This is a genomic window from Paenibacillus sp. XY044, from assembly GCF_002257645.1.
Classification (GTDB): Bacteria; Bacillota; Bacilli; order Paenibacillales; family Paenibacillaceae; genus Paenibacillus_AQ.
Map to the genome: position 1 here is coordinate 1,581,373 of NZ_NQMO01000001.1, position 25,383 is coordinate 1,606,755.

At 50.0% G+C, this 25,383-nt stretch carries 24 protein-coding genes; 19 read left to right on the forward strand and 5 right to left on the reverse strand.

Annotated features, from left to right (window positions below; genetic code table 11):
* Positions 1 to 8 precede the first annotated feature (8 nt).
* The 7 genes from CJP46_RS07230 to CJP46_RS07260 all read left to right on the forward strand — a co-directional run bounded on the left by CJP46_RS07230 (position 9) and on the right by CJP46_RS07260 (position 7,656).
* On the forward strand, positions 9 to 1,013 hold the full coding sequence (locus CJP46_RS07230; protein WP_094594871.1) for a proline racemase family protein: 1,005 nt from the start codon (positions 9 to 11) through the stop codon (positions 1,011 to 1,013).
* A gap of 43 nt (positions 1,014 to 1,056) precedes the next feature.
* Positions 1,057 to 1,959 (forward strand): dihydrodipicolinate synthase family protein, encoded by a 903-nt coding sequence (locus CJP46_RS07235; RefSeq protein ID WP_094594872.1) that lies wholly within the window; start codon positions 1,057 to 1,059, stop codon positions 1,957 to 1,959.
* A gap of 27 nt (positions 1,960 to 1,986) precedes the next feature.
* Positions 1,987 to 3,426: an aldehyde dehydrogenase family protein gene (locus tag CJP46_RS07240; RefSeq protein WP_094594873.1), complete on the forward strand. Its 1,440-nt coding sequence runs from the start codon at positions 1,987 to 1,989 to the stop codon at positions 3,424 to 3,426.
* A gap of 10 nt (positions 3,427 to 3,436) precedes the next feature.
* Positions 3,437 to 3,709: a (2Fe-2S)-binding protein gene (locus CJP46_RS07245; RefSeq protein ID WP_094594874.1), complete on the forward strand. Its 273-nt coding sequence runs from the start codon at positions 3,437 to 3,439 to the stop codon at positions 3,707 to 3,709.
* Positions 3,709 to 4,041, forward strand: coding sequence for a (2Fe-2S)-binding protein (locus tag CJP46_RS07250; protein ID WP_094594875.1), 333 nt, complete (start codon positions 3,709 to 3,711; stop codon positions 4,039 to 4,041). The genes CJP46_RS07245 and CJP46_RS07250 overlap by 1 nt, the downstream gene beginning before the upstream one ends.
* Positions 4,038 to 5,285 carry an NAD(P)/FAD-dependent oxidoreductase gene (locus tag CJP46_RS07255; protein ID WP_094594876.1) on the forward strand — a complete coding sequence of 416 codons (1,248 nt, stop codon included), beginning with the start codon at positions 4,038 to 4,040 and terminating at the stop codon, positions 5,283 to 5,285. The genes CJP46_RS07250 and CJP46_RS07255 overlap by 4 nt, the downstream gene beginning before the upstream one ends.
* Positions 5,286 to 5,349: 64 nt before the next feature.
* A complete protein-coding gene (locus CJP46_RS07260) occupies positions 5,350 to 7,656 on the forward strand; it encodes a beta-L-arabinofuranosidase domain-containing protein (protein ID WP_094594877.1) in 2,307 nt (768 codons plus the stop codon).
* Positions 7,657 to 7,770: 114 nt separating this feature from the next.
* On the opposite strand, the gene CJP46_RS07265 is transcribed toward CJP46_RS07260, so the two are convergent.
* Both CJP46_RS07265 and CJP46_RS07270 read right to left on the reverse strand, forming a co-directional pair.
* Complete coding sequence (locus CJP46_RS07265; protein ID WP_094594878.1) at positions 7,771 to 9,054, reverse strand: MFS transporter; 1,284 nt, start codon at positions 9,052 to 9,054, stop codon at positions 7,771 to 7,773.
* 386 nt (positions 9,055 to 9,440) lie between these two features.
* Complete coding sequence (locus CJP46_RS07270) at positions 9,441 to 9,995, reverse strand: TetR/AcrR family transcriptional regulator (RefSeq protein WP_094594879.1); 555 nt, start codon at positions 9,993 to 9,995, stop codon at positions 9,441 to 9,443.
* Between the two features lie 162 nt (positions 9,996 to 10,157).
* Here CJP46_RS07270 and CJP46_RS07275 point away from each other — a divergent pair, with 162 nt between their 5' ends.
* The 4 genes from CJP46_RS07275 (at position 10,158) to CJP46_RS07290 (ending at position 13,822) form a co-directional block, all read left to right on the forward strand.
* Positions 10,158 to 11,096: a ketopantoate reductase family protein gene (locus tag CJP46_RS07275; protein WP_094594880.1), complete on the forward strand. Its 939-nt coding sequence runs from the start codon at positions 10,158 to 10,160 to the stop codon at positions 11,094 to 11,096.
* A 137-nt stretch (positions 11,097 to 11,233) separates the two neighbouring features.
* On the forward strand, positions 11,234 to 11,815 hold the full coding sequence (locus CJP46_RS07280) for a dihydrofolate reductase family protein (protein ID WP_094594881.1): 582 nt from the start codon (positions 11,234 to 11,236) through the stop codon (positions 11,813 to 11,815).
* Positions 11,816 to 12,021: 206 nt separating this feature from the next.
* Positions 12,022 to 12,702, forward strand: coding sequence for a GDSL-type esterase/lipase family protein (locus tag CJP46_RS07285; RefSeq protein WP_094594882.1), 681 nt, complete (start codon positions 12,022 to 12,024; stop codon positions 12,700 to 12,702).
* A complete protein-coding gene (locus CJP46_RS07290) occupies positions 12,695 to 13,822 on the forward strand; it encodes an acyltransferase family protein (RefSeq protein WP_094594883.1) in 1,128 nt (375 codons plus the stop codon). The genes CJP46_RS07285 and CJP46_RS07290 overlap by 8 nt, the downstream gene beginning before the upstream one ends.
* Positions 13,823 to 13,907: 85 nt before the next feature.
* Here CJP46_RS07290 and CJP46_RS07295 read toward each other — a convergent pair whose 3' ends face one another.
* The 3 genes from CJP46_RS07295 to CJP46_RS07305 all read right to left on the reverse strand — a co-directional run bounded on the left by CJP46_RS07295 (position 13,908) and on the right by CJP46_RS07305 (position 16,063).
* Positions 13,908 to 14,984 carry a GntR family transcriptional regulator gene (locus tag CJP46_RS07295; RefSeq protein WP_094594884.1) on the reverse strand — a complete coding sequence of 359 codons (1,077 nt, stop codon included), beginning with the start codon at positions 14,982 to 14,984 and terminating at the stop codon, positions 13,908 to 13,910.
* Positions 14,985 to 15,248: 264 nt separating this feature from the next.
* Complete coding sequence (locus tag CJP46_RS07300; RefSeq protein ID WP_256992225.1) at positions 15,249 to 15,737, reverse strand: SRPBCC family protein; 489 nt, start codon at positions 15,735 to 15,737, stop codon at positions 15,249 to 15,251.
* A gap of 26 nt (positions 15,738 to 15,763) precedes the next feature.
* Positions 15,764 to 16,063 carry an ArsR/SmtB family transcription factor gene (locus tag CJP46_RS07305; RefSeq protein WP_256992226.1) on the reverse strand — a complete coding sequence of 100 codons (300 nt, stop codon included), beginning with the start codon at positions 16,061 to 16,063 and terminating at the stop codon, positions 15,764 to 15,766.
* Positions 16,064 to 16,336: 273 nt separating this feature from the next.
* Between CJP46_RS07305 and CJP46_RS07310 the strand changes: the two genes are divergently transcribed.
* From CJP46_RS07310 to CJP46_RS07345, 8 genes are all read left to right on the forward strand, one after another.
* Positions 16,337 to 17,065 carry a MerR family DNA-binding transcriptional regulator gene (locus tag CJP46_RS07310; RefSeq protein ID WP_094594886.1) on the forward strand — a complete coding sequence of 243 codons (729 nt, stop codon included), beginning with the start codon at positions 16,337 to 16,339 and terminating at the stop codon, positions 17,063 to 17,065.
* A 153-nt stretch (positions 17,066 to 17,218) separates the two neighbouring features.
* Positions 17,219 to 17,956: an SDR family oxidoreductase gene (locus CJP46_RS07315; RefSeq protein WP_094594887.1), complete on the forward strand. Its 738-nt coding sequence runs from the start codon at positions 17,219 to 17,221 to the stop codon at positions 17,954 to 17,956.
* A 188-nt stretch (positions 17,957 to 18,144) separates the two neighbouring features.
* Positions 18,145 to 19,059: a tetratricopeptide repeat protein gene (locus tag CJP46_RS07320; RefSeq protein WP_094594888.1), complete on the forward strand. Its 915-nt coding sequence runs from the start codon at positions 18,145 to 18,147 to the stop codon at positions 19,057 to 19,059.
* A gap of 42 nt (positions 19,060 to 19,101) precedes the next feature.
* Entirely contained in the window at positions 19,102 to 19,551 is a 450-nt protein-coding gene (locus CJP46_RS07325; protein WP_094594889.1) for an SRPBCC family protein, read from the forward strand.
* A gap of 94 nt (positions 19,552 to 19,645) precedes the next feature.
* Entirely contained in the window at positions 19,646 to 20,113 is a 468-nt protein-coding gene (locus tag CJP46_RS07330; protein ID WP_094594890.1) for a MarR family transcriptional regulator, read from the forward strand.
* 169 nt (positions 20,114 to 20,282) lie between these two features.
* Positions 20,283 to 21,698, forward strand: coding sequence for an MDR family MFS transporter (locus CJP46_RS07335; RefSeq protein ID WP_094594891.1), 1,416 nt, complete (start codon positions 20,283 to 20,285; stop codon positions 21,696 to 21,698).
* Positions 21,699 to 21,937: 239 nt separating this feature from the next.
* Entirely contained in the window at positions 21,938 to 23,764 is a 1,827-nt protein-coding gene (locus CJP46_RS07340) for a cache domain-containing sensor histidine kinase (protein WP_094594892.1), read from the forward strand.
* Positions 23,739 to 25,253: a response regulator gene (locus CJP46_RS07345; RefSeq protein WP_179281060.1), complete on the forward strand. Its 1,515-nt coding sequence runs from the start codon at positions 23,739 to 23,741 to the stop codon at positions 25,251 to 25,253. The genes CJP46_RS07340 and CJP46_RS07345 overlap by 26 nt, the downstream gene beginning before the upstream one ends.
* The last annotated feature ends 130 nt before the right edge of the window (positions 25,254 to 25,383 follow it).

Genomic DNA, 25,383 nt, shown 5'->3' on the forward strand with positions numbered 1-25,383 from the left:
CCAGCAATATGGAAATGAAAAAATGGTATGCGGCGATCGATGTGCATTCCTGCGGACAGCCGCTGCGGATCATCACGGGCGGCCTGCCGGAATTGCCCGGCTCTACAATGCGCGCCAAGGCTTTATTTTTCCAGCGGCATGTTGATGACGCAAGGAAGCTGCTGATGTCGGAGCCGCGCGGTCATTATGCGCAGACCGGAGCCATCGTCACAGCGCCGGTGACGCCGGAAGCGCGATTCGGTTTGCTGTTTCTGAACCAGCAAGGTCTTGCATCCGTCAGCGGACACGGAATCATCGCCGCGGTCACGGCTTGGGCCGCGACGGGGCAGATCTCCCCGTCCGATGCGGCCAATGCTATTCTGATCGATTGCCTGGCGGGAACCGTCCGGGTGACCGCTGATATGGAGGGAGACGAGGTTCGGTCGGTGTCGTTCCGGAATATACCCAGTTATGTGCTTGCGGAGCAGCTTCCCATCACGTTCCAGGGTAGGCAAATCTGGATCGACGTCGCATTCAGTGGGGAATTTTATGCCGTGGTGGATATGAGCAGGCTTGGGGCGGCTTCCTTGGAGCCCCATCAGCTTAGAGAATGGGCAGGAATGATCCGCAGCGAAGCCGAAAGCCGGCTTGAACTCCAGCATCCGCAGCTGGATTGGATTTCCGGCATTCATGGCGTGTTCTTTTATCAGCGGGATGAGCGTGAGCCTGATCGGCTGACCTTCCGCAGCGCATGCGTATTTGCAGGAGAGCAGCTGGACCGGTCACCGGGTGGTGCGGGAGTATGCGCTCATTTGGCGGTTGTCAGCTCCCGCGGCTTGCTCGAACCCGGACAGCAGGTCGTTTATGAGGGGATCAGCGGAGTACGCGCGGTAGGAAGTATCGCCGGGGATAGCCTGGTATCCGGCTGGAAAGCCGTCATTCCTCAGCTGTCGGGAACCGCCTACGTGCTTGGCTTCATGAATTTCTTATTGGATCCGGACGATCCATTAAGTGATGGATTCGTTCTGTATTAGCGTCACAATCAACGACATGAATCATGAGGGGAGATAACTGGATATGCCAAAATTTGAAGGGGTTTACGTTGCGATCATCACTCCATTTACAACCGAATTTGAGGTGGATTACAAGCGGCTCGCCGAGCTGTGCGACTGGCTCATCATGCAGGGCGTCAACGGACTGGTTCCGGCAGGATCGCTTGGCGAATATGCCACGTTGACGAATGAGGAACGGGCCAAGGTCGTTCAAACCGTCATCGAATCCGCGGCGGGACGCGTACCGGTTGTCGTCGGTTCGGCCGCGCCCTCTACTAAGCAAGCCGCCGAATGGGTCCGGCATGCCAAGGATTCGGGCGCTGCAGGCGTTATGGCGCTGCCGCCGATCCAGTACCGTCCGCTGGAAGATGAGGTCATTGCGCATTATGAAGCGTTGAACGAAGTCGGCCTTCCGATGATCGCCTACAATAATCCGCATGATTATAAGGTTGATTTGACGCCGCAGCTGCTCGCCAGGCTTTCGAGACTGGAGCATCTCGTGGCGGTGAAAGAGTTTTCGGGCGACATCCGCAGGGTGCATGACATCCTCGAATATACCGATTTGGATGTGCTGATCGGCGTCGATGATTTAGCCATGGAGGGTCCGTTGATGGGAGCGGTGGGCTGGATTTCCGGGGTGCCGAACGCGCTGCCGAAGGAAGGCGTGGAACTGTTCAACCTGGCCAGACAAGGAAAAGTACAGGAAGCGACCGCGCTATATCGCCGTCTTCTGCCGCTTTTCCATTATGATGCGAGTCCCCAGTTAGTGCAGTCGATCAAGTATATGATGGAGCTCGCCGGATTCCCGGTCGGTCCAACCCGCCCTCCACGTCTCCCGCTCCCAGAAGCTGAATACGAAGCGATTCAAAAAGCATTTGAGCACGCCGTCAATCGTCATCAATCTGCTGGTGAAGCGAAGAGTTCATAAGGATGGATTGAAAGAGGAGGTTTGCGAATGGTACACAGCCGAAATTGGATTGGCGGTGAGTGGATCACCCCCGCGTCGGATGAGCTGGCCGTGAAGAACCCGTCCAACATCCATGAGGAGATCGGGGTGCTTCATTTGTCGGATGCAGCGCATATCATTCAAGCGGAGCAGGCTGCGCGAAGCGCTTATGGTTCATGGTCCCGCTTGACCGGTGCCGCTCGGGGTGAGCATTTGTATCGTATGGCGGCTGCGCTCGAGTCCGCTTCCGCGGATGTCGCCCGCCTCGCCAGCATGGAAATGGGAAAGCCGATAACCGAAATGCAAGGCGAAGTCTCCCGGGGAGTCAACCTGCTTCGGTATTACGCCGCGGAAGGTGTCCGCTCGAACGGAGTGATTATTCCCGCAAGCGAGCCGAACGTGCTCCAGCATACGAAGAAGATTCCTTTAGGCGTGGTAGGCATCATTACGCCTTGGAATTTTCCGGTGGCGATTCCGTTATGGAAAATCGCGCCTGCACTCATTTGCGGCAATACGGTGATTTGGAAACCGGCAGAGAACGCCTCATTGACCGCCACCCTGCTGAGCGAAGTTTTTGAGAAAGCAGGTCTTCCGCCTGGCGTCCTGAACCTGGTAGTCGGCAAAGGAAGCAAGATCGGTGACGCCCTTCTGGAGCAGGTTTCCCTTGACGCTGTAAGCTTTACCGGCTCAACGGCGACAGGCACCCGCATTGCCCAAATTTGTGCGAAACGGAACATCAAGTATCAGACCGAAATGGGCGGAAAAAATGCCGCCGTGATCATGAATGACGCCGACTTGGAGAAGACGGTTCCCATGATTGTTAGCGGCGCCTATCGCTCGGCCGGTCAGAAATGCACGGCAACCAGCCGGATTATCGTCGAAACCGGAATTTATGACGCTTTTGTTGAAGCGTTGAAGAAAGCCATCGACGGAATCAAGATGGCTCGGTCGATGGATCCGTCGGCTTATCTTGGTCCTGTCGCTTCCGCAGGCCAGTATGAAACGGTGATGTCCTACGTGAAGCTTGCGCGGGAGCAGGCTGAAATCGTAGCCGAAGGCCGCTCCGCCGAGGCGAACGAAGAAGGATATTATATCCCGCCGATCGCAGCTGCGGGCGTTGATCCGAACCATCCATTGATTCAGGAAGAAATTTTCGGACCGGTAACCGCAATCTTGAAGGCTGCCGATTTCGACGAAGCGATCAGCCTGTGCAATCAATCACTGTACGGACTCAGCGCTTCGTTGTTTACCCGGAATTTGTCTTATGCGCATCGTTTCCTGGATGAGGCTCAGGCGGGAATGGTCCGCGTCAACCAGGAAACGGCGGGCGTGGAGTATCAATCCCCGTTCGGCGGCATGAAGCTGTCCAGTTCGCATTCGCGTGAACAGGGTCAAGCGGCTCTTGATTTTTATACCGAGCTGAAAACCTGCGCCATCCGGTATTGGTAGGAGGCCGGCCATGAATTCATCAAACCTGATCGTTTGCCGTTGTGAAGAAGTGACCTTGCAACAATTGGAGGAAGCCTACCAAACGGGCTGCTGTTCAGCCAGACAGATTAAGATGAAGACGAGAGCGACGATGGGAGCCTGCCAGGGCAGGGTATGCAGACAACTGCTCGATGCCTGGGTCAATATGAAGAACCCGCAGTCTCCCCGGGATGCGGAGCAGCTGTCTTACCGTCCGCCGATCCGTCCCGTCACGTTCGGGCAGTTGGCAAAGGGAGAATTCTAATGGATAGAATCGAAAATCATCCGATCTTGGGACCGAGGAAGTCCGAGAGGGAACCTGTGGATTTTACATTTAACGGCGAGAAATTGGCCGGACTGAAAGGCGAGCCGATTGCGGCTGCGCTGCTCGCCTTGGGCATAAGAACGCTGCGCCGGCACGAGGAATCCGGAAGCCCCCGAGGTCTGTACTGCTCCATCGGCCATTGTATGGAGTGCCGTCTGAACGTGAAGGGCAAAGGTTCGGTGAGAGCCTGCCTGACTCCGCTGGAAGCGGGAATGTGCATCTCGGAAGGGGAGCGGCTTCCGAACGAGATTACGGGGAGGAGGCTTCCATGATCCCAGCGACCCCATATGATCTGTTGATCGTCGGTGCCGGCCCGGCAGGATTGTCGGCAGCAGTGGAAGCTGCCAGCCACCATCTCCGCGTTGCCGTGGTGGACGAATTCCCTGAACCGGGTGGACGTATGTTAGGCCAGTTTCATGAAGAGAAAGGACACTGGTGGGTCGGAAGGCAGGTAGCCGGGCAGCTTCTCGACCGGTGTTCCTCTTTAGGGGTGGAGATCCGATGCGGGGCATCTGTTCACAGTTTACTGCGAAGCGGCCGTCATTGGATCTTAAGGACCTCCGAAGGATCCTTGCAGGCCAGGAATGTTCTGCTCGCCACAGGCAGCGCTGAAATTCCTCATCCCCTTCCAGGGTGGACGCTGCCGGGTGTCATGTCGATCGGCGCCGCGCAAGTGATGGCCAACGTCCACTACGTCAAACCGGGACGCCGCGGCTTGATCATAGGCGTGAATGTGCTTGCCATGGCGATCTCCCGTGAACTGTCGGTGAGCGGGGTTTCGATCGCAGGCATCGTCCTGCCCGGGATGGGGCCGATATCCGGCAAAGAAGCTTCGCCGAAAGAGAGTTTGCAGGAACTGATGGGATTGGCCCATTTGGCGCCGTCGCCTTTGATGAGGATTGGAGGAAAAGCTGCGAACGCGCTGGGTCTGACAGGTTTCGTATCGAGGTTCATTCCAAGGAGCGGCATCAAGATATGGGATATTCCCCTGCGTTTGCGAACCGTCGCCGTCTCCATTAACGGTCGCAACCAGGTACAATCGGTAACGCTAGCGGATGTCAACGATAAGGGTGCCATCATCCCGGGTAGCCAGCGGGAGGAGCTTGTTGATTTCGTCGCTCTTGCCGGAGGGCTATACCCTTTGGCCGAACTAGCTTCGGTGGCCGGGTGCCCGTTTGTATATGCGGAAGAGCTGGGTGGCCATATTCCGGTTCACGATGAGCAGATGCGGACTCCGGTCGAGGGTCTGTACGTAGCCGGAAATATTACGGGAATCGAGAGCGCGTTGGTGGCCATGGCTCAAGGACGCCTCGCGGCCGTCACGATTTGCAGTGACGAAGGCGTGCTCGATCAGCACCACGAACGCGAAGTGTTAGGAGCCATGCAGCATGTCCGCAGCGTGCGTGCCTCCGCGCTCATTCAGTTCCGACCTGGCATTCAGGTGGCCAGGGAGCAATTTTACCGGAAATGGGGCGGGTTTCAGAAAGAGGCGTACAGAATGGATGGTGAGAGGTGAGCGCAAGTTTCATGGGCAAGCGCCTCTCCCATAAACTCACTATATTTTAGTAGGAGGGTGAAGGATGCCATCGGTTCATGAGGACGAAATCATCGTCCTAAAAGACATGGAAGCCCTGTATTTGGGCAATCTCGCGACGGTCGAATTCGATATCAGTCTGCCCAGGGAAGGCAAATACGGATCGCAGATCACCTGGCAGTCGGGAGACACCCGGTTCATCAAGGATGATGGGAAGGTTGTCCGTCCCAAGTATGGCCTCGGCAAGCGGACTATTCCGCTTCGTGCGACGTTCCGTTATGGCGAAAGCGTGAAGGAACAAGTCTATGACGTGACCGTTCTGGAAGAGGAAAACAACATCAAGGTCTCCCGAATTTACCCCGTTTCCCTGAAAGCTGAGCTCGGTAAGGACCTATATCTGCCTTCCGTCGCGGTGGTTGAAACCGAGGAACATGAGGTCATTACCCATGCGGTGGATTGGGAGCAGGGGGAAGAACGAATGTTCCAAGAAGCAGGCTCCGTAACCATTCGAGGCGTTCTTAGGGATACGGGGATCCCGGTCACCGCGGACATTTCGGTTCACGCCAACGTTGATCAGGAATCGATGGATCCTATTCCAACTGTGAGCAGTTTTCCTCCATACATGGTCCGGCTAGACGCCGAAACAGCCTTTCAGGCTGCCCAAAACCGAAATCTGGAATTTCTGAAATCCGTAAATGATGATCAAATGCTATACAACTTCCGGGCCGCTGCCGGATTGGATACGCTGGGTGCTCCGGAAATGCTCGGCTGGGATTCACCGGACTGTTTGCTCAGAGGACATACGACAGGTCATTACCTGTCCGCGCTAGCCCTTTGCTATGCGGCAACAGGGGATGAGGACATCCAAAAAAAGGCGGACTATATGATCGTCTCGCTAGAGGCATGTCAACAAGCCTTTTCCACAAAATCTGGTTATCATGATGGATTCCTGAGCGGTTATTCTGAAGAGCAATTTGACCGGTTGGAATCTTTTACGAGATATCCGGAGATATGGGCGCCTTATTATACGCTGCATAAAATCCTCGCCGGATTGCTTGACGTGCACCGCCATCTCGGCAGCGACACCGCACTCGGGATCGCCGACCGTCTCGGCGATTGGGTGCATCGCCGATTAAGCAGGCTCCCGAACCACGTTTTGAAAACGATGTGGAGCATGTACATCGCCGGCGAGTTCGGCGGCATGAACGAATCGCTCGCGGAACTGTACCAATTGACGCATAAACCGAGCCATCTTGCGGCGGCAAAATGGTTTGACAATGACCGTTTGTTCGTCCCGATGCTGGGGCACATCGATGCTCTAGGCGGCCTTCACGCCAACCAGCATATTCCGCAAATCATCGGGGCATTGAACATTTTTCGGGCGACCGGTGAAAAGAAATATTATGATATCGCCAGGTTTTTCTGGCATGCCGTTACGCGCGCGCACATCTACTCGATCGGAGGAACGGGAGAAGGCGAAATGTTCAAGCAGGCGGGCAAGATTGGCGGAAACCTCAGCGATAAAACCGCTGAAACCTGCGCCTCCTATAATATGCTAAAGCTGACGAAAGAATTGTTCGGTTACGAACCTGCGTCGGATTACATGGATTATTACGAACGGACCATGTTTAATCATATCCTGGCTTCGGGCGACAGCAAGCCAACAGGTGGGAGCACATACTTCATGCCTTTGGGGCCAGGCGGGAGAAAGTCTTTCGATTCGTCCGGCAACACCTGCTGCCATGGCACCGGCATGGAAAACCATTTTAAATACCCGGAAGCAATCTATTCTTATGATGATCAATCGCTGTATGTCAATCTCTTCGTTTCCTCCAACTTGAACTGGGCGGAGAAGGGGATAACAGTAGCTCTTTCTGCACAGAAGCATCAACCGGGGCAAGTTACCCTACGGCTGCAGGGAAATGGAAAGTTCATTCTGAAAATCCGCCGACCTTACTGGAGCCAGGAAAGCGGCAGCGTGGAGATCAACGGCCAGCAGGCCGATCCTATCCCTGGGCCAGACGGCTATTGGTCTTTGGATCGGGATTGGAAGGACGGCGACGAGGTTTGCTTAATGCTCGACTGCCGGATTCGCCTGGAATCGGCTCCTGACCGGAAAGAATGCGTATCGCTTGCATATGGGCCGTATATTTTGGCTGCGATATCAGACTCGAAAGAGTATCTGAAGCTTCCTCTTCAAGAAGGAGATGTGGACAACAATTTCATGAAGGAAACCGGACCACAAGGGCTCCTTCAATTCCGCTATATAAAGAATGATTTGACGTTTATTCCACTATCAGATGTCCAGGAAGAGAGCTATCATGTTTACTTCTTGACCGGTGGTTCAGCATGAACCGATGATATACATGGCGGAGCACGTTCAAAAAAACGAATCATTCTCTACCTAATTGAATCAATTTAACGCCTAACGCCGTCGGTAATATACCGGCGGCGTTAAATTTTCATTCTATTGATCAATGTCCGTATCTAAACGACGAACCTTGCGGGAGGATAGAGTCCACATCGCTCCGAGAAGCAGCAGCAGACCGCTTACGACGAAGATGAATCCAATCCATGCTCCATCACCTGTACCGATGATCCATTTAAGCAAAGGGGACAGCTTCGCCTCCGGCAGGAGAGTTTCAAGCCATTGGTCAGCCAGAGGCCCGGTTACAAGGAAGGACATGGGCGCCGTGACGGCACATAACTGGCCATAAGCGGCAAACACTCGTCCTTGCAGTGCAAGAGGCGTTTTGCGCTGCAAAATGGAAAAAAACAAAGCCCCTGTCATCGCGAGTGGAAGCATAAGTAGAAATGCGGCGGCTCCCAGCATGACGGTTTGCCTGCTCGTTCCGAGCAGAACAAACATCAAGGAAGTGAGGATAGAGCCAGCAAAGATGAACCTGATTTTATGCCGGAAATGTCCCCACCATACGGCCGCAGCCGCACCGGCCAAAGCACCGGCATTCATTGCTCCAAGGAGAATGGTTGTGGAGCCGCCGCTCCCCGTACGCTGTAAGAAATAAGGAATGGCTAGCTCAAGCGGCCCGTTCAAAACAAAATTCCACCATCCGAAATACAGAAGCAGATAGAGCAGCGGTTTGTGCGCCCATAAAAACCTGAACCCCTGAACGGCATCGCCCCATATGCGAGATTCTTCCCCCTGCTTCTTCTCTTGCTTCATTTCAGGCAGCGGGAGCAAGGCGATGGCCCCGGTTCCTACCAGGAAGGTGAGCAGATCCACCGTCAATATGATGCTTAAACCGTATGATTCGTAGAGTACACCGGTCAATGAAGGGGCGATCACCCCTGCAAGCGGAAAGAGCAGTTCTCTCATGGCATTCACCCGATCCAGCTCTTCATCCCGCACCATAAGCGGAATCATGGCGGAGGTTGCCGAACTCTGCAGGGCCATATACAATCCTTGCACGGCCGCGATGCCGTAAATCGGGAGCAGGATGAAATGTTCGTTAACGAGGCAAACCACGAGCAGCAGCGTACAGACCGCTTGGCCCGTATCCCCGGCAATAATGGCCGTTTTGCGCTTCCAGCGGTCAGCGGCGATGCCAATCAAGCCTCCCAAGAACAAGAGGGGCAATTCATTAAAGAGAGACAGAAGCAGCAGGGGGGACGATTGACCCGTTTCGTGGAACAACTTCAGTCCGATCGCGATAGAGGTCATGCGGCTTCCCAACATGGAAAGACCTTGCAAGCCAAAGAAAACGTAAGGTAACGATTTAGAAGGGTACATCGAAAATCTCCTTTTTCGGCAGCAAAAAAGCTCCCATGGAACTCAAGATCCACGGAAGCTTGTAACTTGGTGCAGTGGACGCATGATGATGCGCCTTGAACCGAAGTGCTGCTTATTGTCCTGATGTTCTGAAGCGGAAAGCAGGAAAAAGGCGCGACGAATCAAAGCTCTGCTAATTAACAGAACGCCTAAATCAGTGTGATGATTTCCTGCTTTTCGTATGCGATTAAGCCTGCACTTCAGAACGACCAGTGAGGAGCATATCCTGTCGATTCCCCTTTTGAATTCCGATTTTAAGTGCGTTCATTTTAACACGCGTCTTATTTAAAGACAACAGTAGTAAGAGACGATTTTTAAATATCTTTTGAACAAGGATTTATCAATATTCACGACTTCGTCGGCAAATGCTGCTCCAGCAGCATCACCAATTGCTTGACCATCTCCTCAGCAGGATACGGCATTGAATTCACGATCCACCATTCCACCAGACCCGTGATTGCAGAAGCCACGAATTGTACCGTGATCTCCCGATTAGCTCCTTGCGGAAGGCCGTAAGTATCGATCTGCTCCTCGACCCCCTTTATGACGGACGCCATCATTTGGCTTCTGAACGCATGGGTTCCTTTTCTAGTCAAAAATGTTTCATAGATGTGCGCATGTTGTTCTAAATATTCGAACGTTTCAAGCAGCGGGCCTTCGGATGCAAACAAGGTTGTGTCATTCTCGGGCATGCAGGTTTCGTACAATTGCTTCAAGTAGCTGTCGATGCACTGGTCCAGCAGGTCGTATTTGTCGGCATAGTGCAAATAAATGGTCCCCCGGTTCACATTTGCCCGATCCGCAATTTCGTTGATCGTAATGTGCTCGATCTTTTTCTCCTCTAAAAGTTCGACGAAGGCTTTGAGTATCGCTTCCCGCGTTTTTGCAATCCGTCTGTCCATCGTTTCTCCTTTTTTTGAACACTTGATCTGTGTTTGTTGATTTATCGACAAAAGCATGAACATTACCGATTGAAGCCGTCTTATCTCGTTGATATGCTAAGTCTAATCAACATTTGTTGATAAATCAATATTTGTTAAAAATGTTCGAGTGGAGGAGTATTCATGAACATATTGGTATATGGGGCAGGCGTCTTGGGCAGCTACTTGGCGCACGTATTGGTGCGAGGAGGCCATGAAGTGACCGTCTTGGCGAGAGGCAAGCGGGCGGAGGAACTGGAGCAAAGCGGACTCGTCATCCGCCATTATTTTCAGCGCCAAACGACGGTCGATCGGGTCCGGGTTATTCGCACATTGGAAGCAGAGGAAATCTTCGATATCATCTTTGTCGTCATGACCTATCCGGATTTTCCATCCGTGCTGCCCATTCTGGCCGCAAATCGCAGCCGTCATATCGTTCTGGTAGGAAATAATGCGGATGCGCGCGGGATGCAGCAGGAGCTGCAGCAAATGAGCGGTACCGATAAACAGATCGCCTTTGGTTTCCAGATTAGCGCGGGCCGGCGGGAAAATGGGCGCGTCGTCTGCATCCGTGGAGGCGGACAAATGGTGCTGGGCGGGCTTGACGGACCGGTTCCTTTTCGACCCTTGCTGGAAAAAGCCTTCGAGAGCACCAAATACAAGCTGTTGTTTCACGAGGATATGGACGCTTGGCTGAAAAGCCACATCGTTCCGATATTAGCGATGAATGCTGCCTTATTCGCCAAAGGTGGCAGGCTAAAAGAAATAGCCAAGGATAAAGAAACGCGTAAGCAGATCATTGCGGCGATCGATGAAGGTTTCAGCGTGCTTGAAGCTTTGGGATATACGGTTACGCCGGTTGGTCAGGCAACATTTTTCCGTAAGCATCAAGGGACGGCCAGCCTGGGGCTGAAAATCTATCACAGCCTGCCGGTTGCCCGATTAGTGGACGGCTCCTTTGACGAAATTGCCGCTTTCTTCGACGCGTTTGACGATTGGAAGCGGAATGCAGGTGTACCTACGCCTCGGCTGGACGAACTCGAAAAACAGTTTATTGGCAGCAAAGATTCCGACAGCCGTTAGACATAAGTCTGACGGCCAACATCCGCAGTCGCCTGCGATCGCGTATTCGTTGAGTGAGCAATCGGCGAGAAAAGGACTCCAGTGATTGTAGGTATAATGTAATCATTACAACGTTTTAAAGGGAGGCTGTTAATGAGATGGGCGAAATCATTCTTACCATGCAGGTCTCGCTGGATGGCGTCGTTTCGGATGAGCATCAGTGGATGACGCTGAGCGAGGAAATCCTTGAAGACTATCTGGAATATTATCAGAACATCGATACGATAATCGTCGGCAGAAACACGTATTCCTCACTAGCCGAATACTGGCAGCAGGCGGAGAACTCTCCCGATGCATTGGAGCAGGCCATTGCCAAAAAGATGAACGACATTCCTAAACTGGTCATATCGCACTCCGATGTGGAATTAACCTGGAGAAACTCGGAATTACTTCGGGTGAAGGACGAGCATTCCCTTGCTGAAGAACTCCAAACCCGAAAGAAAGCCGCGAAGCGAATCTCGGTGGAGAGCGGCGTGAAGACATGGCAATCCTTTATCGAATACGGGCTCTACGATAAATTATGGCTGCTGGTTCATCCGGTCGTCGCCTCCCAAGGCGAGCATTTATTCGCCTTGGCCGGACAGATGCAGTCGCTCCAATTGACGCAAACCAAAATTTATACCAATGGTGTAGTTGGATTGGAGTACAAAGCGGCAAATCCAACAAGACAAGCATTATAAGAAGATTGTCATGTTGGATGGGCTTCGGTTAGAATACAAGAAAACGCCGGTTCTGCATGATGCAGGATGGGCGTTTTTTACTGACCGGCTTGGCGGAACCAATCTTTAGCTCCTGTTGATTTTATCTTTATCTAATCTTGATTTGGCTCCTTTATGCTGTCTTACGAACAGAGATACAAGAACAGATCATAAGGAGGTTCTTCATCATGAAGAAAAAAATGGGGTTCATTCTGCTGACCGGAGCGATTGCGTGCTCCATTTCCGCTTGCAGCAGCTCGGGTGGAAATGGGACGGTCTTACCGGATACAACGAGTTCAGTGCATGATCAGGATGCGGACACTGAAGCCAACGCTACGCAGTCGGTGTTTTCCTCCAGCATGTTCGTTGGCGACTCCTTCGTGGAGAAGATCGCGAAGTGGGTGGACAAAAGTCAAACCATCGCTAATGCGGGAGCAACCGCTCAATTTGCCATCGAAGACGTGGATCAAATTGCCGCGCAGAAGCCGCAGCATGTGTTCATCATGCTTGGATCCAATGACCTGCTCATGCCGGTAGACGATCCCATCGCCAATTCCATGAACCATTATGCCAAGCTGATTGAGGGAATCCGGAAAAACGTACCGAATGTGAGCGTTCATGTCATATCGGTTACGCCAGTTACGGATAAAGTATTAAAGGAAGAATCGCGGTACAAGCAAATTCCGGACTACAACCGTTCGCTGAAACAGATGGCCGCCAAAGAAAAAGCGGACTATATCGACTTGTCTTCCATTTTCCAGATGGATTCGGATCTTCATGCCGAGGATGGCGTTCATTTCAAGGACGAGTTTTACCCCCTCTTCCTTCAAGAAGCGGAAAGCCATCTAAATATGCCAGGTCATGAGTAATCAGGGACAAGCTCACTACATTCCCGGTCTGGATGGGCTAAGGGGGCTTGCTGTCTGCGCAGTCATTGCTTACCATCTGAATCTGGGATGGTTTCCCGGCGGATTTTTGGGTGTCGGCATTTTCTTTGTTTTATCGGGTTATTTGATTACGGATCTGCTCATCCGGCAGTGGGAGGGAACCGGACGGATCGATCTGCTGGATTTTTGGATCCGGCGCGCACGCAGGCTGCTTCCTGCCATGTGCTCCGTGCTGCTCATCGTGATCGTCTGGCTCGCCGTGTTCCAAACCTCGCGTTTGGCCGATTTATGGGGCGATGTTGCTGCGTCCATGTTGTATGTAACAAATTGGTGGTTTATCGTTAACGACACGGCGTACTTCTCCCGGTTCGGTACGGCTTCGCCGTTCATGCATTTCTGGTCTCTTGCTGTCGAGGAGCAGTTTTATCTGATCTGGCCGGTTTTGCTCATGCTGGGACTCCGCTTCGTTACCCATCGCAAGGTATTGTTGACGCTGATTCTCCTGGGCGCCTTAGCTTCAGCATTGGCGATGTTCTTCCTCTACGTACCGGGGCTGCTGGATACGAGCAGGGTGTATTATGGAACCGATACGCGCGCCTTTTCACTGTTGATTGGAGCGGGACTCGCTCTGTGCCGGCCAGCAGGTGGTTTGGCTAAGGAGAGGAAGGGCAAGCGAGGAACTGCGAGCATTTTATTCGATATCGCGGGATTTGCCGGTCTGGCCGTATTAATCTGGATGATCAACAGGACAAGCCAATATGAACCCTTCCTATATCAAGGCGGGATGGTCCTGCAAAGTGCAGCCACTACAGCGGTCATTGCCGCAGTCGTTCACCCATCTACGTGGCTCGGGCGTTTCCTAGGCTGGCGGCCACTTCGCTGGTTGGGCATTCGCTCCTATGGAATTTATCTTTGGCATTACCCTATACTCGTGCTTACATTTACTGGCGAGGAACGGTCTTTCCTTCATGCGGCCGTGCAAATGGCTGCTGTTCTGGTCATCGCGGCGATATCCTGGACTTACTTTGAAAAACCCATTCGCTATGGTACTGGCAACTGGAGAAGAAGGGAACGAAAAGGGATGCAGGCAAACAAGCTCTGATGAAACCCTGGATTTTACAAGCAAAAAAGACAACAACCTTGCTTAAACGCACTGGGTTGTTGTTTTTTAGGATCGGCCAGCATGGCTACAGTTTTTTAACCGATTCGCGTATGACAAGCTGAGTGGACAGCAATATCTTTTTGTAACTGCTGGGCGTATCACGGCTGCTGCTCTCGAACAGAAGCTTAGCCCCTTCGTGGCCCAGTTCCTCAAAGTTTTGCTTGACGGTGCTCAGCGATACCTTGGCGTATTTGGCGCTTTCGATATCGTCGAAGCCCATGATGGATACTTGCTCGGGAATCTTGATGCCCCGCAGGGTAAGCTGCTCAATCACTTCTAGGGCCCGCCGGTCGTTCACGCAGAAGAGTGCGGACAGCTCGTTTTGTTGGATTTGTCTGCATAGTTTGGAATAGTTCAAATCACGCTCCAGATATATCTGTTCGTCAGCCGGAGCAAGGGAGGCGTTCACCATGGCATTCCGGTACCCGTTGAACCGGTCTGCCTCGGTACTCAAATGAAAATCATAAGCCGCAAATCCGATATTCCGGTGACCCTGGGCAAGTAAATACTCTACGGCTTCGTATGCGCCGTCATGGTTGTTGCAAGTGATGCAGTTGACGGGATAGCCGGCAGGAATACGATCAAGCATCACAAAGGGTATCGAATGTTTTCGAATCTCGCTCAGATACCCCTTGGCCAATTCCGGATTGGCGGAATAAATAAGCAGTCCCCGATTTTCGGATTGAATCAGCTTTTGAATGACCTCGTGTTCCTGCTCCACGTCATTTTCCACAAATTCAATGATCAGCTTGCAGTCCTGCTGGTTCACGAACGATTGAATCCCTTTAATGATCTGCATATACGAACTGTCATGCATTTCGTTACCGGAAATCATAAACGTAACGTAACTGGATGTTGTATGTACAGAAACGGCCGGATCGGCGACAAAGCTCCCTTTTCCTCTAATGCGGTAAATGACCCCTTCATTGACCAGCTCCGCCAGCGCCTTTCGCACCGTAATCGAGCTGACGTCTAGCAGTTTGGAAAACTCGGATTCGCTCGGAATTCGGTCATTTGTGCCAAGTTCTTTATTTTCTATTTGTAACAGCACGTAATCCTTCACCAACTGGTACTTGGGCAATGTTGAGTCGTTCTTGCTCATGTATGGTCACCTCTTATAGACATATGCCTAATTATATCGCACACCGGCCTAAAATATATACCGACACCCTTTGCTACCCACAATCGAGTAGGGGAGGCAAGCTGCGTAAAATTAAACATGGGACCACTCGACGTGCTAACGTACGATTCAACATGTTTAACATGTGTTTTTCGCGTTAACTTCCACATTGAGGAGATTATATTTCTTAACCGTTGTTATTTAAAAACATATTGAAAGGGTGTCTAAAAGACACCCTCGTCAACTTCATTGCCGTGTTAGGTATTCGACTAAATGATCGAAAGTATTGGTGAATCCCTCATGTAGAATATCTTGAGAATTCTCAAAAGTTCTGAGTTCTTCCTCAGTCGGAGAGACGGGAACAATGGTGAGCGTAAGGAACGTTTTTCCTTGATCCTCGAAGAACGTCATGGTGTGCAGGATTTTCATGGGCCAATTTGAATCAAAGGGCGCACGTACAACATGACCTTCCTTATCGGAAAAGGAACTGGTGTATACGATTTTCTCCAATGTAACAATTTCGCTGTATTCAAATTTAACCCACATGATGTCACCGTCATCAGGTTTCTGGGAGTAGTGAAAAACACCGCCCGAACGAAAATCCGCTTTAGCAACTCGAAACTCCCATCCTTTTGGCCCCCACCAGTTCCGCAGATGTTCGGCTTCGGTGAACGCTTTAAATACAAGTTCTCGCGGCGCATTGAAAGTATAAGTGATTACGGTTTGTGTTGACATGATCATTTCCTCCAGTTAATTGGTTATCATTCAGATTTGCTTTCATTCTTTTGGAGATCTTGCAAATAACGATCCAAATTCTCAAATTTAGATTCCCAAATTTCACGGTATTCCTTCAGCCATACGACTAATTCTCTGAAAGGTTCTGGTCGAAGCTGGTAAATACGGCGGTTTGCGTTCGCAACAGCAACAAACTCAATGACGCCGGATTCATGCAGAACGCGGAGATGCTTAGATGCCTGCGGCTGGCGAACATGAAGTCGATTCACAATCTTACCAATGGAATCGAAGGGGTTCCGAAAGTGCATAAATACCTTCAAATTCATAGCATATTCTAACCCTCCCAGGACAAGCAGTATTTTCAGACTGAATATACCATTATGGGAATATTCCGTCAATGGAATATATCGAAACAGAGTAGTAAATTATTATAAATAATTGCCCGACACCAGCTGTGTGAAGCGGTCGCATGTCTTCGAACATACAACATTCAAGCAAGTTTTCATTTGATAACCCAACAATCCTTGTGGGAGCGGCCGGCAATTCTTATAATAATGTTACTTAAGTTTAGGGTTTCACTTTAAGGAAAGGGGCCGCCAATGGACAAAAACTATACGCCCAAGCAAATTGCCACGAGACTTCATGTCAGCACCACCACCTTGCGGAGATATGAAGACCTCGATTTGGTGCCTGATGTTCCTCGTACAGCCAGCAATAGAAGATGTTACACATCGCTCCATGTTCAAGCATTCATTGCTTTGCGTGCTTTAATCAAAGGATTCGAAATTCCAGTCAGCTACGATGTGATGAGTTTGTTAAAAAAGGGGCATGTCGAACAGGCACTTTGGAAAATCAATTTACATCAGTACAACATCCAGGTAGAGAAACAACGGGTGGAAGAGATCATGGGCCTGATTCAAAAAACCGACTTCTCCAAGTACAGGAACATCCAGGTAACGGAAGAGATGAAAATCGGGGAGGTAGCCGCGATTGCTGGCGTGAACGCCTCTGCTATCCGGCATTGGGAAATGGAGGGGCTCATTCGCTCTAAGCGGAACCCGGAAAATGGATATAGAGTTTTTACGTCGGGGGAATTAAAAAAGATTATCGTGCTGAGCAGTTTAAGAAAAACCGTCTATTTTATTGAAAATATGAAACAGCTGCTGGCAGCTTTAGAAACATCGGATCTCGCTGCGATCGAACGCTCCTTTAAGATGGCTCTGCAAAAGCTGAATGAGCAATTGAAAAATCAAATGGATGGTGTATCCGAAATGATGAGGTATATTGAGCTTCAAACAAACCGCTCTTCTGAAGCTCCAACATTGTAATATGCAGCTCCAGAAATACTCCGAAGAGAAATAGGCAAGAATTGAATAGGTATGTTCTAACGGAGTTTAACAACCATTCCCTATAATGAATACATAAGGCCCGGGCACCGGAGAAACGGAACGGGCAATATAAAATAAAAGGAGCGAACGGATATGAGTTTGAATGGTAAAGTCGCCATCGTCACAGGAGCGTCGAGAGGCATCGGGAGACAAATCGCATTACAATTGGCTGAAGCCGGGGCGAAAGTGGTCGTCAATTATTCCTTGAATGAAGGCAAAGCGAATGAGGTGGTCCAGGCGATTGAGCAGACTGGTGGAGAAGCAGCTGCGATCCGCGCCAATGTGGGCAAGATTAGCGAAGTCAAAGCGATGTTCGCAGAGACGGTGGAACGGTTCGGACGCCTGGACATTCTGGTTAACAATGCCGGCATCATGGAACTGGCGCCGATTGCGGAAGTGACGGAGGAAGGGTTTGACCGGCACTTCGATATCAATGTAAAGGGAACGTATTTCGCTTGCCAACAAGCGAATTTGCATATGGCGCAAGGCGGGACGATCATCAATTTTTCAACTTCGGTATCGGGTGCCATGCTTCCGGCTTATAGTGTATACGCGGCAACCAAAGGTGCCGTCGAGCAGTTGACCCGTCAATTGGCCAAAGAATTCGGCCCTAAAGACATCACGATTAACTGCATCGCCCCGGGGCAAGTATCGACCGAGCTGTTTTTGAACGGGAAATCAGAGGAGCTAATCGATTCCTTTCGCCGCATGAACGCCTTTGGCCGGCTTGGTGAGCCGGAAGACATCGCGAACGCAATCGAGCTGCTGGTCAGCGACAAAGCCCGGTGGATTACGGGACAGACGATTCGGGTAAACGGCGGTTTTAACTGATATCATACGTATGATCCGCGCTGCGGATGAATCGAACGAAAAAGCTTCCGGCTGCGGGAGCTTTTTTCCATGTTTAGTTAAATCATTTTTTAGCTTGTCAAAGAGGGGGATCGAGCATTAACCTTTTTGTGTAACGACTGATATGCAGCATGCTTTCTATCACCCTGACCCAAAGGAGAAAACACCGTTTGAATACGAATCAAAAGGCCATAGCGTGCCTTGAACAAAATAATTACGACGAAGCGCTAGCGCTTTTCAAACAAGCCGTAGAGGAATCACGGGATGTTCAATCCTTGACCAATCTGGCGTGGATCTATGTGCATGAAGAAGGAGATAACGAGGCAGCCTTGTCATTGATCCTGGAGGCCGTAGCTCAGGAGCCGATATCTTATTTTCCTTATAATTTGTTGGGTGAAATTTACGCCGACATGGAAAAGTGGAAAGATGCGTCGGATATACTGAACCGCTCCTTAGCGATTCAGCCTTCGGATGAGGCCTACAATAACCTGGCGGTCGCGAAATATCATATGGGGCATATCGATGAAGCTGCGGACTATTTTCTGCAGAGCGCAAAACCTTCCGATTATACGATGTACAGCCATATAAAATGCTTGATTGAACTCGGGAGAGCGGAGGAAGCCGCAGCGAAGCTGGATGCTTTTTCCGAAGAAGACGACGAATTTGTCGGCCAGGTCGAAATGGCAGAATTGTATGTTGAATTAGACTGCTATGAGCAGGCCGTTGAATGGTTTGAAAAAGGCTGGAAGATATACTGGAAGACACCGGATTGGGTCGGCCGCTTTGCGTATGCTTTACTGAAAATCAATCAGGCCGGCCGCGCACATGAAATCCTTAACGAAGTTATTCAGCAAAAAGCCGCGGACATCCGCGATGCGGACAAAGAGGAGCTCGACGACGATTGGACGGAGGATGAAAAAGCCGAGTATGTTCAAAAACTGGCTAATGAAAAGAAAGAGTATGAGGGGCTGCTCGCGCGCATCTTAGCCGGCTATGTTCCTCCCTTGAAATATAACACCTCCCTAAGTTCCAACTGTTACTTGTTCGGATGCGAGCGCCATCGTCATCCCGAGTATCGTGAATGAAATGTGAAATCAGGCTATAATGATGACAGGACGAATTCCATCATGAAAGGAAATGGGTCGCATGAACAACGTTACCAAAATGAAGATCGGCAACCGGTCAATGAAGTGTTTGAAGCTTTCGTTGATCCAGATAAAATAGGGAACTTCTGGTTTACCTCAAGCTCGGAAAGATGGGAACAGGGCAAAACGATTACGTTGAGATACGACGAATACGATGCCCAGGGCGATATCAAAATCATAGAAATCAAAGAAAACAAAAAAATCGTATTTCAGTGGGGCGCCGATGGAGAAGGGCATGAAGTTACCATTTCGATTGCTGAATCGGGGATTTCCGAAAGTACCGTTGAAGTGACTGAAGAAGGTTTTACGGAAAACGAGCAGGACTGGATACATCAACTGGTGGATAACAAAGAAGGATGGGTCTATATGTTGACTTGTTTAAAAGGGTATTTGGAATATGGCGTTCAATTGAGAGCCTCCCTGATCAAATAGTTTGCTTAATGCTTGATTTCTCGCCCATATTGTTGAGATAGAAACAAAACTTCAATATAATAGGGTCATGCACCAACGGGCGGGAGGACAGGCCATGAACAAACAAGAACAGGTCATGATGGATTTCAGGGACTTATTTAACAAGATGGCTTGGCTTAATAAGATGAAGATGGAAGTCAGTCTTAAGGGTTATAAGCCTTCTGAAGTACATTGTATCGAATCCATTGGTAAAAATTCAGATCCCAACGTGACAAAACTTGCGGAGTCCCTTTATATGACTAGAGGCGCCATAAGTAAGTTAACAAAGAAGCTCGTAGAAAAAGGCCTGATCGAAAGCTATCGGAAACCGGATAACAAGAAAGAAATCTATTTTAGGCTTACGGAGCAAGGTGAGGTCATTTATAACATCCATGAGGAACTGCACAAAGAGTTTCAAGAGCGGGATCAAGCCGTATTTGAGCAGGTAACCGAGGATCAATATGACAGTATGCTTGGCTTCATAGAAAAGTATAGAAGGCATTTGGATGCAGAAATCATGAAACAGGGTATTGAGATTCATTAATTCGGAATGATTTGAATCAAGAAAATGAGATGAAACCACAGGCAGCCGGGCTCCGTTCAGAGCAGGCTGCTTTTTTATTGTGATATTTTTGTTGACACGGAAACAAAGATGCGATACATTAATTATGTTTCCGCGGAATCAAAACAACAACTTCTGAGAGGAGAATCACATGGCAAAAGACAATGACAAAGTAAAGAAATCAGGATTACCTAAACAAATCCTCATGGCCGCCTGGGCGATCGCACTTGGAGCCATTGCTCCGATGCTTGACTCAACGATGGTGAACATCGCCATCAATAAACTAACGGAGAAATTTAACACCACACTCGACATCATTCAATGGTCCGTCACGGGTTATGTGTTAGCTCTCGCGATTGCCGTTCCGGTATCCGGATGGCTTATGAACAAATATAACGGAAAGAAAGTTTTCATCGGTGCGGTCATCGCGTTTGGCATCATTTCCATTTTCGCTGGAGTGAGCTGGAATATTTCCAGCTTCATCTTCTTCCGGCTGCTTCAAGGATTTAGCGCTGGCATTATTACCCCGCTTATGTCAACCCTCTTGGTCAAAACGGCAGGTCAAGAAAATCTGGGGAGAGTGATGGCCATCGTCAGCACACCTATGATTTTTGGCCCGATCCTGGGGCCCGTTATCGGGGGTTTCATCGTTCAAGGCGCATCATGGCATTGGATTTTCTTCATCAACGTGTTCATCGTTTTGATTGCCGTACCGCTAATGATGAAAAAGATTCCAGACTTTGAACCGTTCAACAAAGACAGTAAGCTCGATGTTTTCGGAATTGTGAATTTATCCCTCATGAGCGCGTCATTGATTTACGGCATTACGAAAGCAGCCGATCATGCATCATTTACCAATAGCGAAACCATTCTATGGGTGGGGATTGGCCTCGCTTTAGCCGTAGTTTACCTCGTATATAATCGAATGAATAAGAATCAAACCGTGCTGCCCATGAACTTGTTTGCGCACAAGAACTTCTCTACAGCAAGCATCGGACTATTTTTAGCCAATATTTCCATTATGGGTCCTATGTTCATTCTGCCTTTGTTCTTCCAGAACTTCCGTCATTTCACGGCAATCGAAGCAGCGATTGCGTTAATTCCTCAAGGCGTTGGGATGCTCGTTACCCGGCCGGTAATCGGAGTCATGATTGATAAGATCGGTGCGAAATACGTCGTTATGGTCAGCCTTGTTCTTTCGCTAATCGGATCGATTCCGCTGATCTTCATCACCGATCAAACAAGTATGATCTGGATTTCCATCCTATTGTTCATCCGGGGTACCAGCGTCGGAGGGATTGTTCTTCCGCTGACAAGTGAAGCTTATACCGGACTTAACGACAAACAACTTCCGGAAGCGGGAGTCGGGATTCATATGATTGAAAATGTGGGTTCGAGCTTTGGTACGGCTGTGATCGCAACCGTTGTCGCAACTTTTGTTCACGGACTGCAGCCAACGATCGCCAGCGGCTTGAAAGGGTATCATGCAGGATTTTTGGTTTCTGCCATCGTCCTGGCCATCATCTTCATCCCAGGAGTATTCCTCACACATAAAAAGAATGCATAACGCCCTCTTCCGCAATGGACGGATGCCACCTTGGCATTCGTTTTTTTGCGTGACAAGGGTTCCAAACGATGATTATCGAATACAGGACAATCATTCCGGCGCATATGTATTTTGAGAAGGACAACCGGAAGCGAATGGACAAAGGTGGTGGTGTACCGACTAACCCAATTTAGGATGATTTACACAAAATCATTGGATGGATCAAGGGGGAGAGCCCTATCAAACGGTGGAACGACTATTTGCTGAAGACGAAAATGTTTATCGCATTCTCGGCGGTATCCTTGTTTATTGTGACACTGACCTGTTTCATGTTTGACTACAAAAATGTGAGCGATATCAAAAGCCAAACGTTCGCACTATCGGATACGATCACCAGGCAGTTCAGCAGGACGTTCGAGCTGTACGTACAGGACATTGAAAAATTATCCGTGTCGATCATCGGAGATTCCATCATCCAGAACAGCCTGATCGATCATTACCACTCCGACGATACCGTTGAACAGAACGAAATCGAGCTTACGATCAACAACCGGCTGTTCACGCATCTACAGTCGAGATCCCAATTGCAGAGCATTTACTTGTTTACTTTGGACCATAATGCTTATTTTGTATCGAAAGCCAGCGGACCTAAAGTCAGTTTTAATCTGGAGGATGAAGCCTGGTACCCCAGAACAGCTGAAATCAAAAAGAACAAGTTCATTCTGCTGCCCGTCTGCGAGGAAAGTACCGGAGGTGATCGCCAGGAAAAGGTCATATCGTTCGTACGGAACATCAACCGCATTCCTTACCTGGATACGCTTGCTTACATGAAAATCAACATCAATGTTAATGTCATTAACGAAATGCTCGTCATGTCCAACGCCAACGAATTTGAACGGAGTATGAGAGTACTTATCGTTACAGACCAAGGAGACATCGTCTACGACGACAGGGACGAACTCACTGGAAACACCCATACGGGACTAGGCAAGTCCGTATTTCAGAAATCGCCGAGCTCGGGGGAACTGACGTGGATGGGGGAGCGATACCTGTACACGATCGAGCATTCGAATTATACCAAATGGAATACGGTCATTCTCATTCCGAAAGACTTTTTGCTGTCCAAGCAGAAAAAGTCGCAATATATCCTCGTTCTTGCCGGACTGCTCGCCACGATCCTGATTGCCTTCGTTTCTTATATGTTGTCACACCAGATCACGATCCCGCTGCGTAACTTGATGAAGAAAATGACGCGGGTCGAACAGGGAGATTTCAGCCAGTATATGACCGTTACAGGAAATGACGAAATCAGCCGGCTGAGCCGGATTTACAACAACATGCTGGACAGCATTTCCCGCCTGATCAGCGAAGTGTATGAATCCAAGCTGGCGGAGAAAAATGCCCAGTTATCAGCGCTTCAGGCACAGATCAATCCCCATTTTTTATACAACACGTTGAACATTATGAAGTCGATCAGCCGTGTCCGGGGTATTGAGGAGGTTGCCGAGATGTCGGAATCGCTCGCGGAGCTGTTTCAGTACAGCATGAAAAACTTGCAGCATCCGGTGCCCCTCCGCGATGAACTGAACCATATCGATAATTATATGAACATTCAGCATCATCGGTTCGGCAGCAGGTTCGAGCTTCACGTGTCTGTCCCTGAGCATCTGCTGCATGCATCGGTATTGAAATTAACGATTCAACCTCTGATCGAGAACGCCATCATTCATGGACTGGGAAAAATAAAGTCCGGCGGACGGGTTGAACTTCGGGCCAGGAAAGACGGCGGTTCGTTTGTCATTGAAGTGTCCGATAACGGCAAAGGCATGGACAAGAAACAGTTAGAAGAGCTGCGGAGCGCCCTGCAGCATCATGCACATACGAGCCGCATTCAAGACCAACCTTATGGAATCGGTCTCAGCAACATCCGTGAAAGGATCCGGTTATGCTACGGCGCCGAATACGGCATGGAGCTTGAGAGCAGCCAAAACGGAGGGACGACCGTCCGGATCACGTTACCGTTTATTGATCACGACACCCGGAAAAGGGAGGATGATACGGATGAATATATTTCTGGTAGAGGATGAGCATTGGGCACTTGCGGAGCTTATCGAATTGTTTCGGATCTATGAAGCGGAGCACCGCATTTTTGCGTTCGGAAGCGGAGAAGAGGCACTGGCCGCAGCTCGCGAGAATATGCCCGACCTTGTATTGACCGACATCAATATGCCGGGCATGGACGGGCTGGAATTAATCAAGGCGCTTATCGGTATCCATCCCGACCTTAAAGCGATCGTGCTCAGCGTCCATGACCAGTTTGCGTATGCCCAGCAGGGGATGAAAATCGGGGTCATCGATTATTTGCTGAAGCCTGTCCGCAAGGAGGTTTTATACGCAGCCATAGACCAGACGCTTCTTCATATTACAAACGATACAAAAAGGAAAACCGAACGTAAGCATGCAGCCATCTCACAGATGCTTTTGTCTTCAGAGGCGCAGGAGAATGAGTATACGGCATCCGTTACCGCGGCTCCGTACTTCGCAGCCTTGCTGCAAACGGCTGGCCGGACCTCGGGAGAAGTCGAAAAGGATACGGTAATCGGCAGAGCAAAATCGTTACTACTCAAGCGGCTGCGGGAACAAGACATCCACTGCATTGACGTTGGCGCAAAGTGGAAGGTCATCCTGGCAGCTTTAGAGGATGCGCATCTCATTTCCTACTGTACCTCTTGCCTTGAAACGCTCTATCAGCAAATCACTCGCTCGGGAATTCAGGTGCATATGGGGTACGTGATCAAGAAAAGGGGGGAGTCCCTGCACTCCGGTTATGAGGCATTATTAAAAATGATCGAAGAACAGATAAAGTTCGGAATGTCCACATTCGTGACTCCGGACACGCGCAGCACACAGGCAGAAATCGGCGAAATATGGGATCGGGCCAGGCTGCTGCAAAATTTTATCAGACAGGGAGATATCCAAAGGGGGAAAGAAACGATTCATAACATGGTCCTTGAATTGAAGCGTCATGAACTGACTTTGAGGCAGCTCACGCAGTTCGTGAGTGACCTGTTCTATTCGCTGAAATATAATTTTCAAGCCTCCTCCAAGGCGGATATCCGGATTACCGCGCTCCATGAAGACATGCATCTGCTTCGCGAATTCACTAGCTATGACGAATTGTCCAGCTGGCTCACCCGTAGGGTTTTCGGGCTGTTCAGCGGGCAAAAACCTGTCGATCCGAAGCCCAAGGAGCTCGTCCCCATTCTGATTAACCACATTCATGCGAATTATCAGCATGACCTCTCCCTTCAGCAGTTTGCCGCGGAACATCATGTAAGCCTTGGTTATTTGTCCCGCCTGTTTAAAACCCAGACAGGGCACACCTTCTCGGACTATTTGATCAGGCACCGTATCGAGGCAGCCAAAACATTGCTGAGCGAGGGAGCCCGTATCACGGATGTCAGCAGCCTTGTCGGATATGAGGACCCGAAGCACTTCAGCCTTGTATTCAAGCGAATCGTCGGCAAACCCCCTAAAACATACGCACAATCGCAAAAAAGAAAATATACCCCCTAAAAAAGGGCAAATCCACAGGTGTTCACCCATCCGCAATCCATCTAATCTTAACTTACGAGGGAACCCGGGCCCTTGATGCTGTATGGATTCTCCCATCGAACACGCATTCAACCATTTGGCAAACAGCAGG

What these genes read in the sequence shown, in the direction of transcription:
- CJP46_RS07260 (WP_094594877.1), top strand. Translation starts at nt 5,350, where the DNA reads ATGCCATCGGTTCATGAGGACGAAATCATCGTCCTAAAAGACATGGAA.
- CJP46_RS07325 (WP_094594889.1), top strand. Translation starts at nt 19,102, where the DNA reads ATGAAAGGAAATGGGTCGCATGAACAACGTTACCAAAATGAAGATCGG.
- CJP46_RS07330 (WP_094594890.1), top strand. Translation starts at nt 19,646, where the DNA reads ATGAACAAACAAGAACAGGTCATGATGGATTTCAGGGACTTATTTAAC.
- CJP46_RS07285 (WP_094594882.1), top strand. Translation starts at nt 12,022, where the DNA reads ATGAAGAAAAAAATGGGGTTCATTCTGCTGACCGGAGCGATTGCGTGC.
- CJP46_RS07255 (WP_094594876.1), top strand. Translation starts at nt 4,038, where the DNA reads ATGATCCCAGCGACCCCATATGATCTGTTGATCGTCGGTGCCGGCCCG.
- CJP46_RS07305 (WP_256992226.1), bottom strand. Translation starts at nt 16,063, where the DNA reads ATGAATTTGAAGGTATTTATGCACTTTCGGAACCCCTTCGATTCCATT.
- CJP46_RS07295 (WP_094594884.1), bottom strand. Translation starts at nt 14,984, where the DNA reads ATGAGCAAGAACGACTCAACATTGCCCAAGTACCAGTTGGTGAAGGAT.
- CJP46_RS07230 (WP_094594871.1), top strand. Translation starts at nt 9, where the DNA reads ATGGAAATGAAAAAATGGTATGCGGCGATCGATGTGCATTCCTGCGGA.
- CJP46_RS07280 (WP_094594881.1), top strand. Translation starts at nt 11,234, where the DNA reads ATGGGCGAAATCATTCTTACCATGCAGGTCTCGCTGGATGGCGTCGTT.
- CJP46_RS07310 (WP_094594886.1), top strand. Translation starts at nt 16,337, where the DNA reads ATGGACAAAAACTATACGCCCAAGCAAATTGCCACGAGACTTCATGTC.
- CJP46_RS07335 (WP_094594891.1), top strand. Translation starts at nt 20,283, where the DNA reads ATGGCAAAAGACAATGACAAAGTAAAGAAATCAGGATTACCTAAACAA.
- CJP46_RS07315 (WP_094594887.1), top strand. Translation starts at nt 17,219, where the DNA reads ATGAGTTTGAATGGTAAAGTCGCCATCGTCACAGGAGCGTCGAGAGGC.
- CJP46_RS07300 (WP_256992225.1), bottom strand. Translation starts at nt 15,737, where the DNA reads ATGTCAACACAAACCGTAATCACTTATACTTTCAATGCGCCGCGAGAA.
- CJP46_RS07235 (WP_094594872.1), top strand. Translation starts at nt 1,057, where the DNA reads ATGCCAAAATTTGAAGGGGTTTACGTTGCGATCATCACTCCATTTACA.
- CJP46_RS07290 (WP_094594883.1), top strand. Translation starts at nt 12,695, where the DNA reads ATGAGTAATCAGGGACAAGCTCACTACATTCCCGGTCTGGATGGGCTA.
- CJP46_RS07245 (WP_094594874.1), top strand. Translation starts at nt 3,437, where the DNA reads ATGAATTCATCAAACCTGATCGTTTGCCGTTGTGAAGAAGTGACCTTG.
- CJP46_RS07270 (WP_094594879.1), bottom strand. Translation starts at nt 9,995, where the DNA reads ATGGACAGACGGATTGCAAAAACGCGGGAAGCGATACTCAAAGCCTTC.
- CJP46_RS07275 (WP_094594880.1), top strand. Translation starts at nt 10,158, where the DNA reads ATGAACATATTGGTATATGGGGCAGGCGTCTTGGGCAGCTACTTGGCG.
- CJP46_RS07250 (WP_094594875.1), top strand. Translation starts at nt 3,709, where the DNA reads ATGGATAGAATCGAAAATCATCCGATCTTGGGACCGAGGAAGTCCGAG.
- CJP46_RS07265 (WP_094594878.1), bottom strand. Translation starts at nt 9,054, where the DNA reads ATGTACCCTTCTAAATCGTTACCTTACGTTTTCTTTGGCTTGCAAGGT.
- CJP46_RS07345 (WP_179281060.1), top strand. Translation starts at nt 23,739, where the DNA reads ATGAATATATTTCTGGTAGAGGATGAGCATTGGGCACTTGCGGAGCTT.
- CJP46_RS07240 (WP_094594873.1), top strand. Translation starts at nt 1,987, where the DNA reads ATGGTACACAGCCGAAATTGGATTGGCGGTGAGTGGATCACCCCCGCG.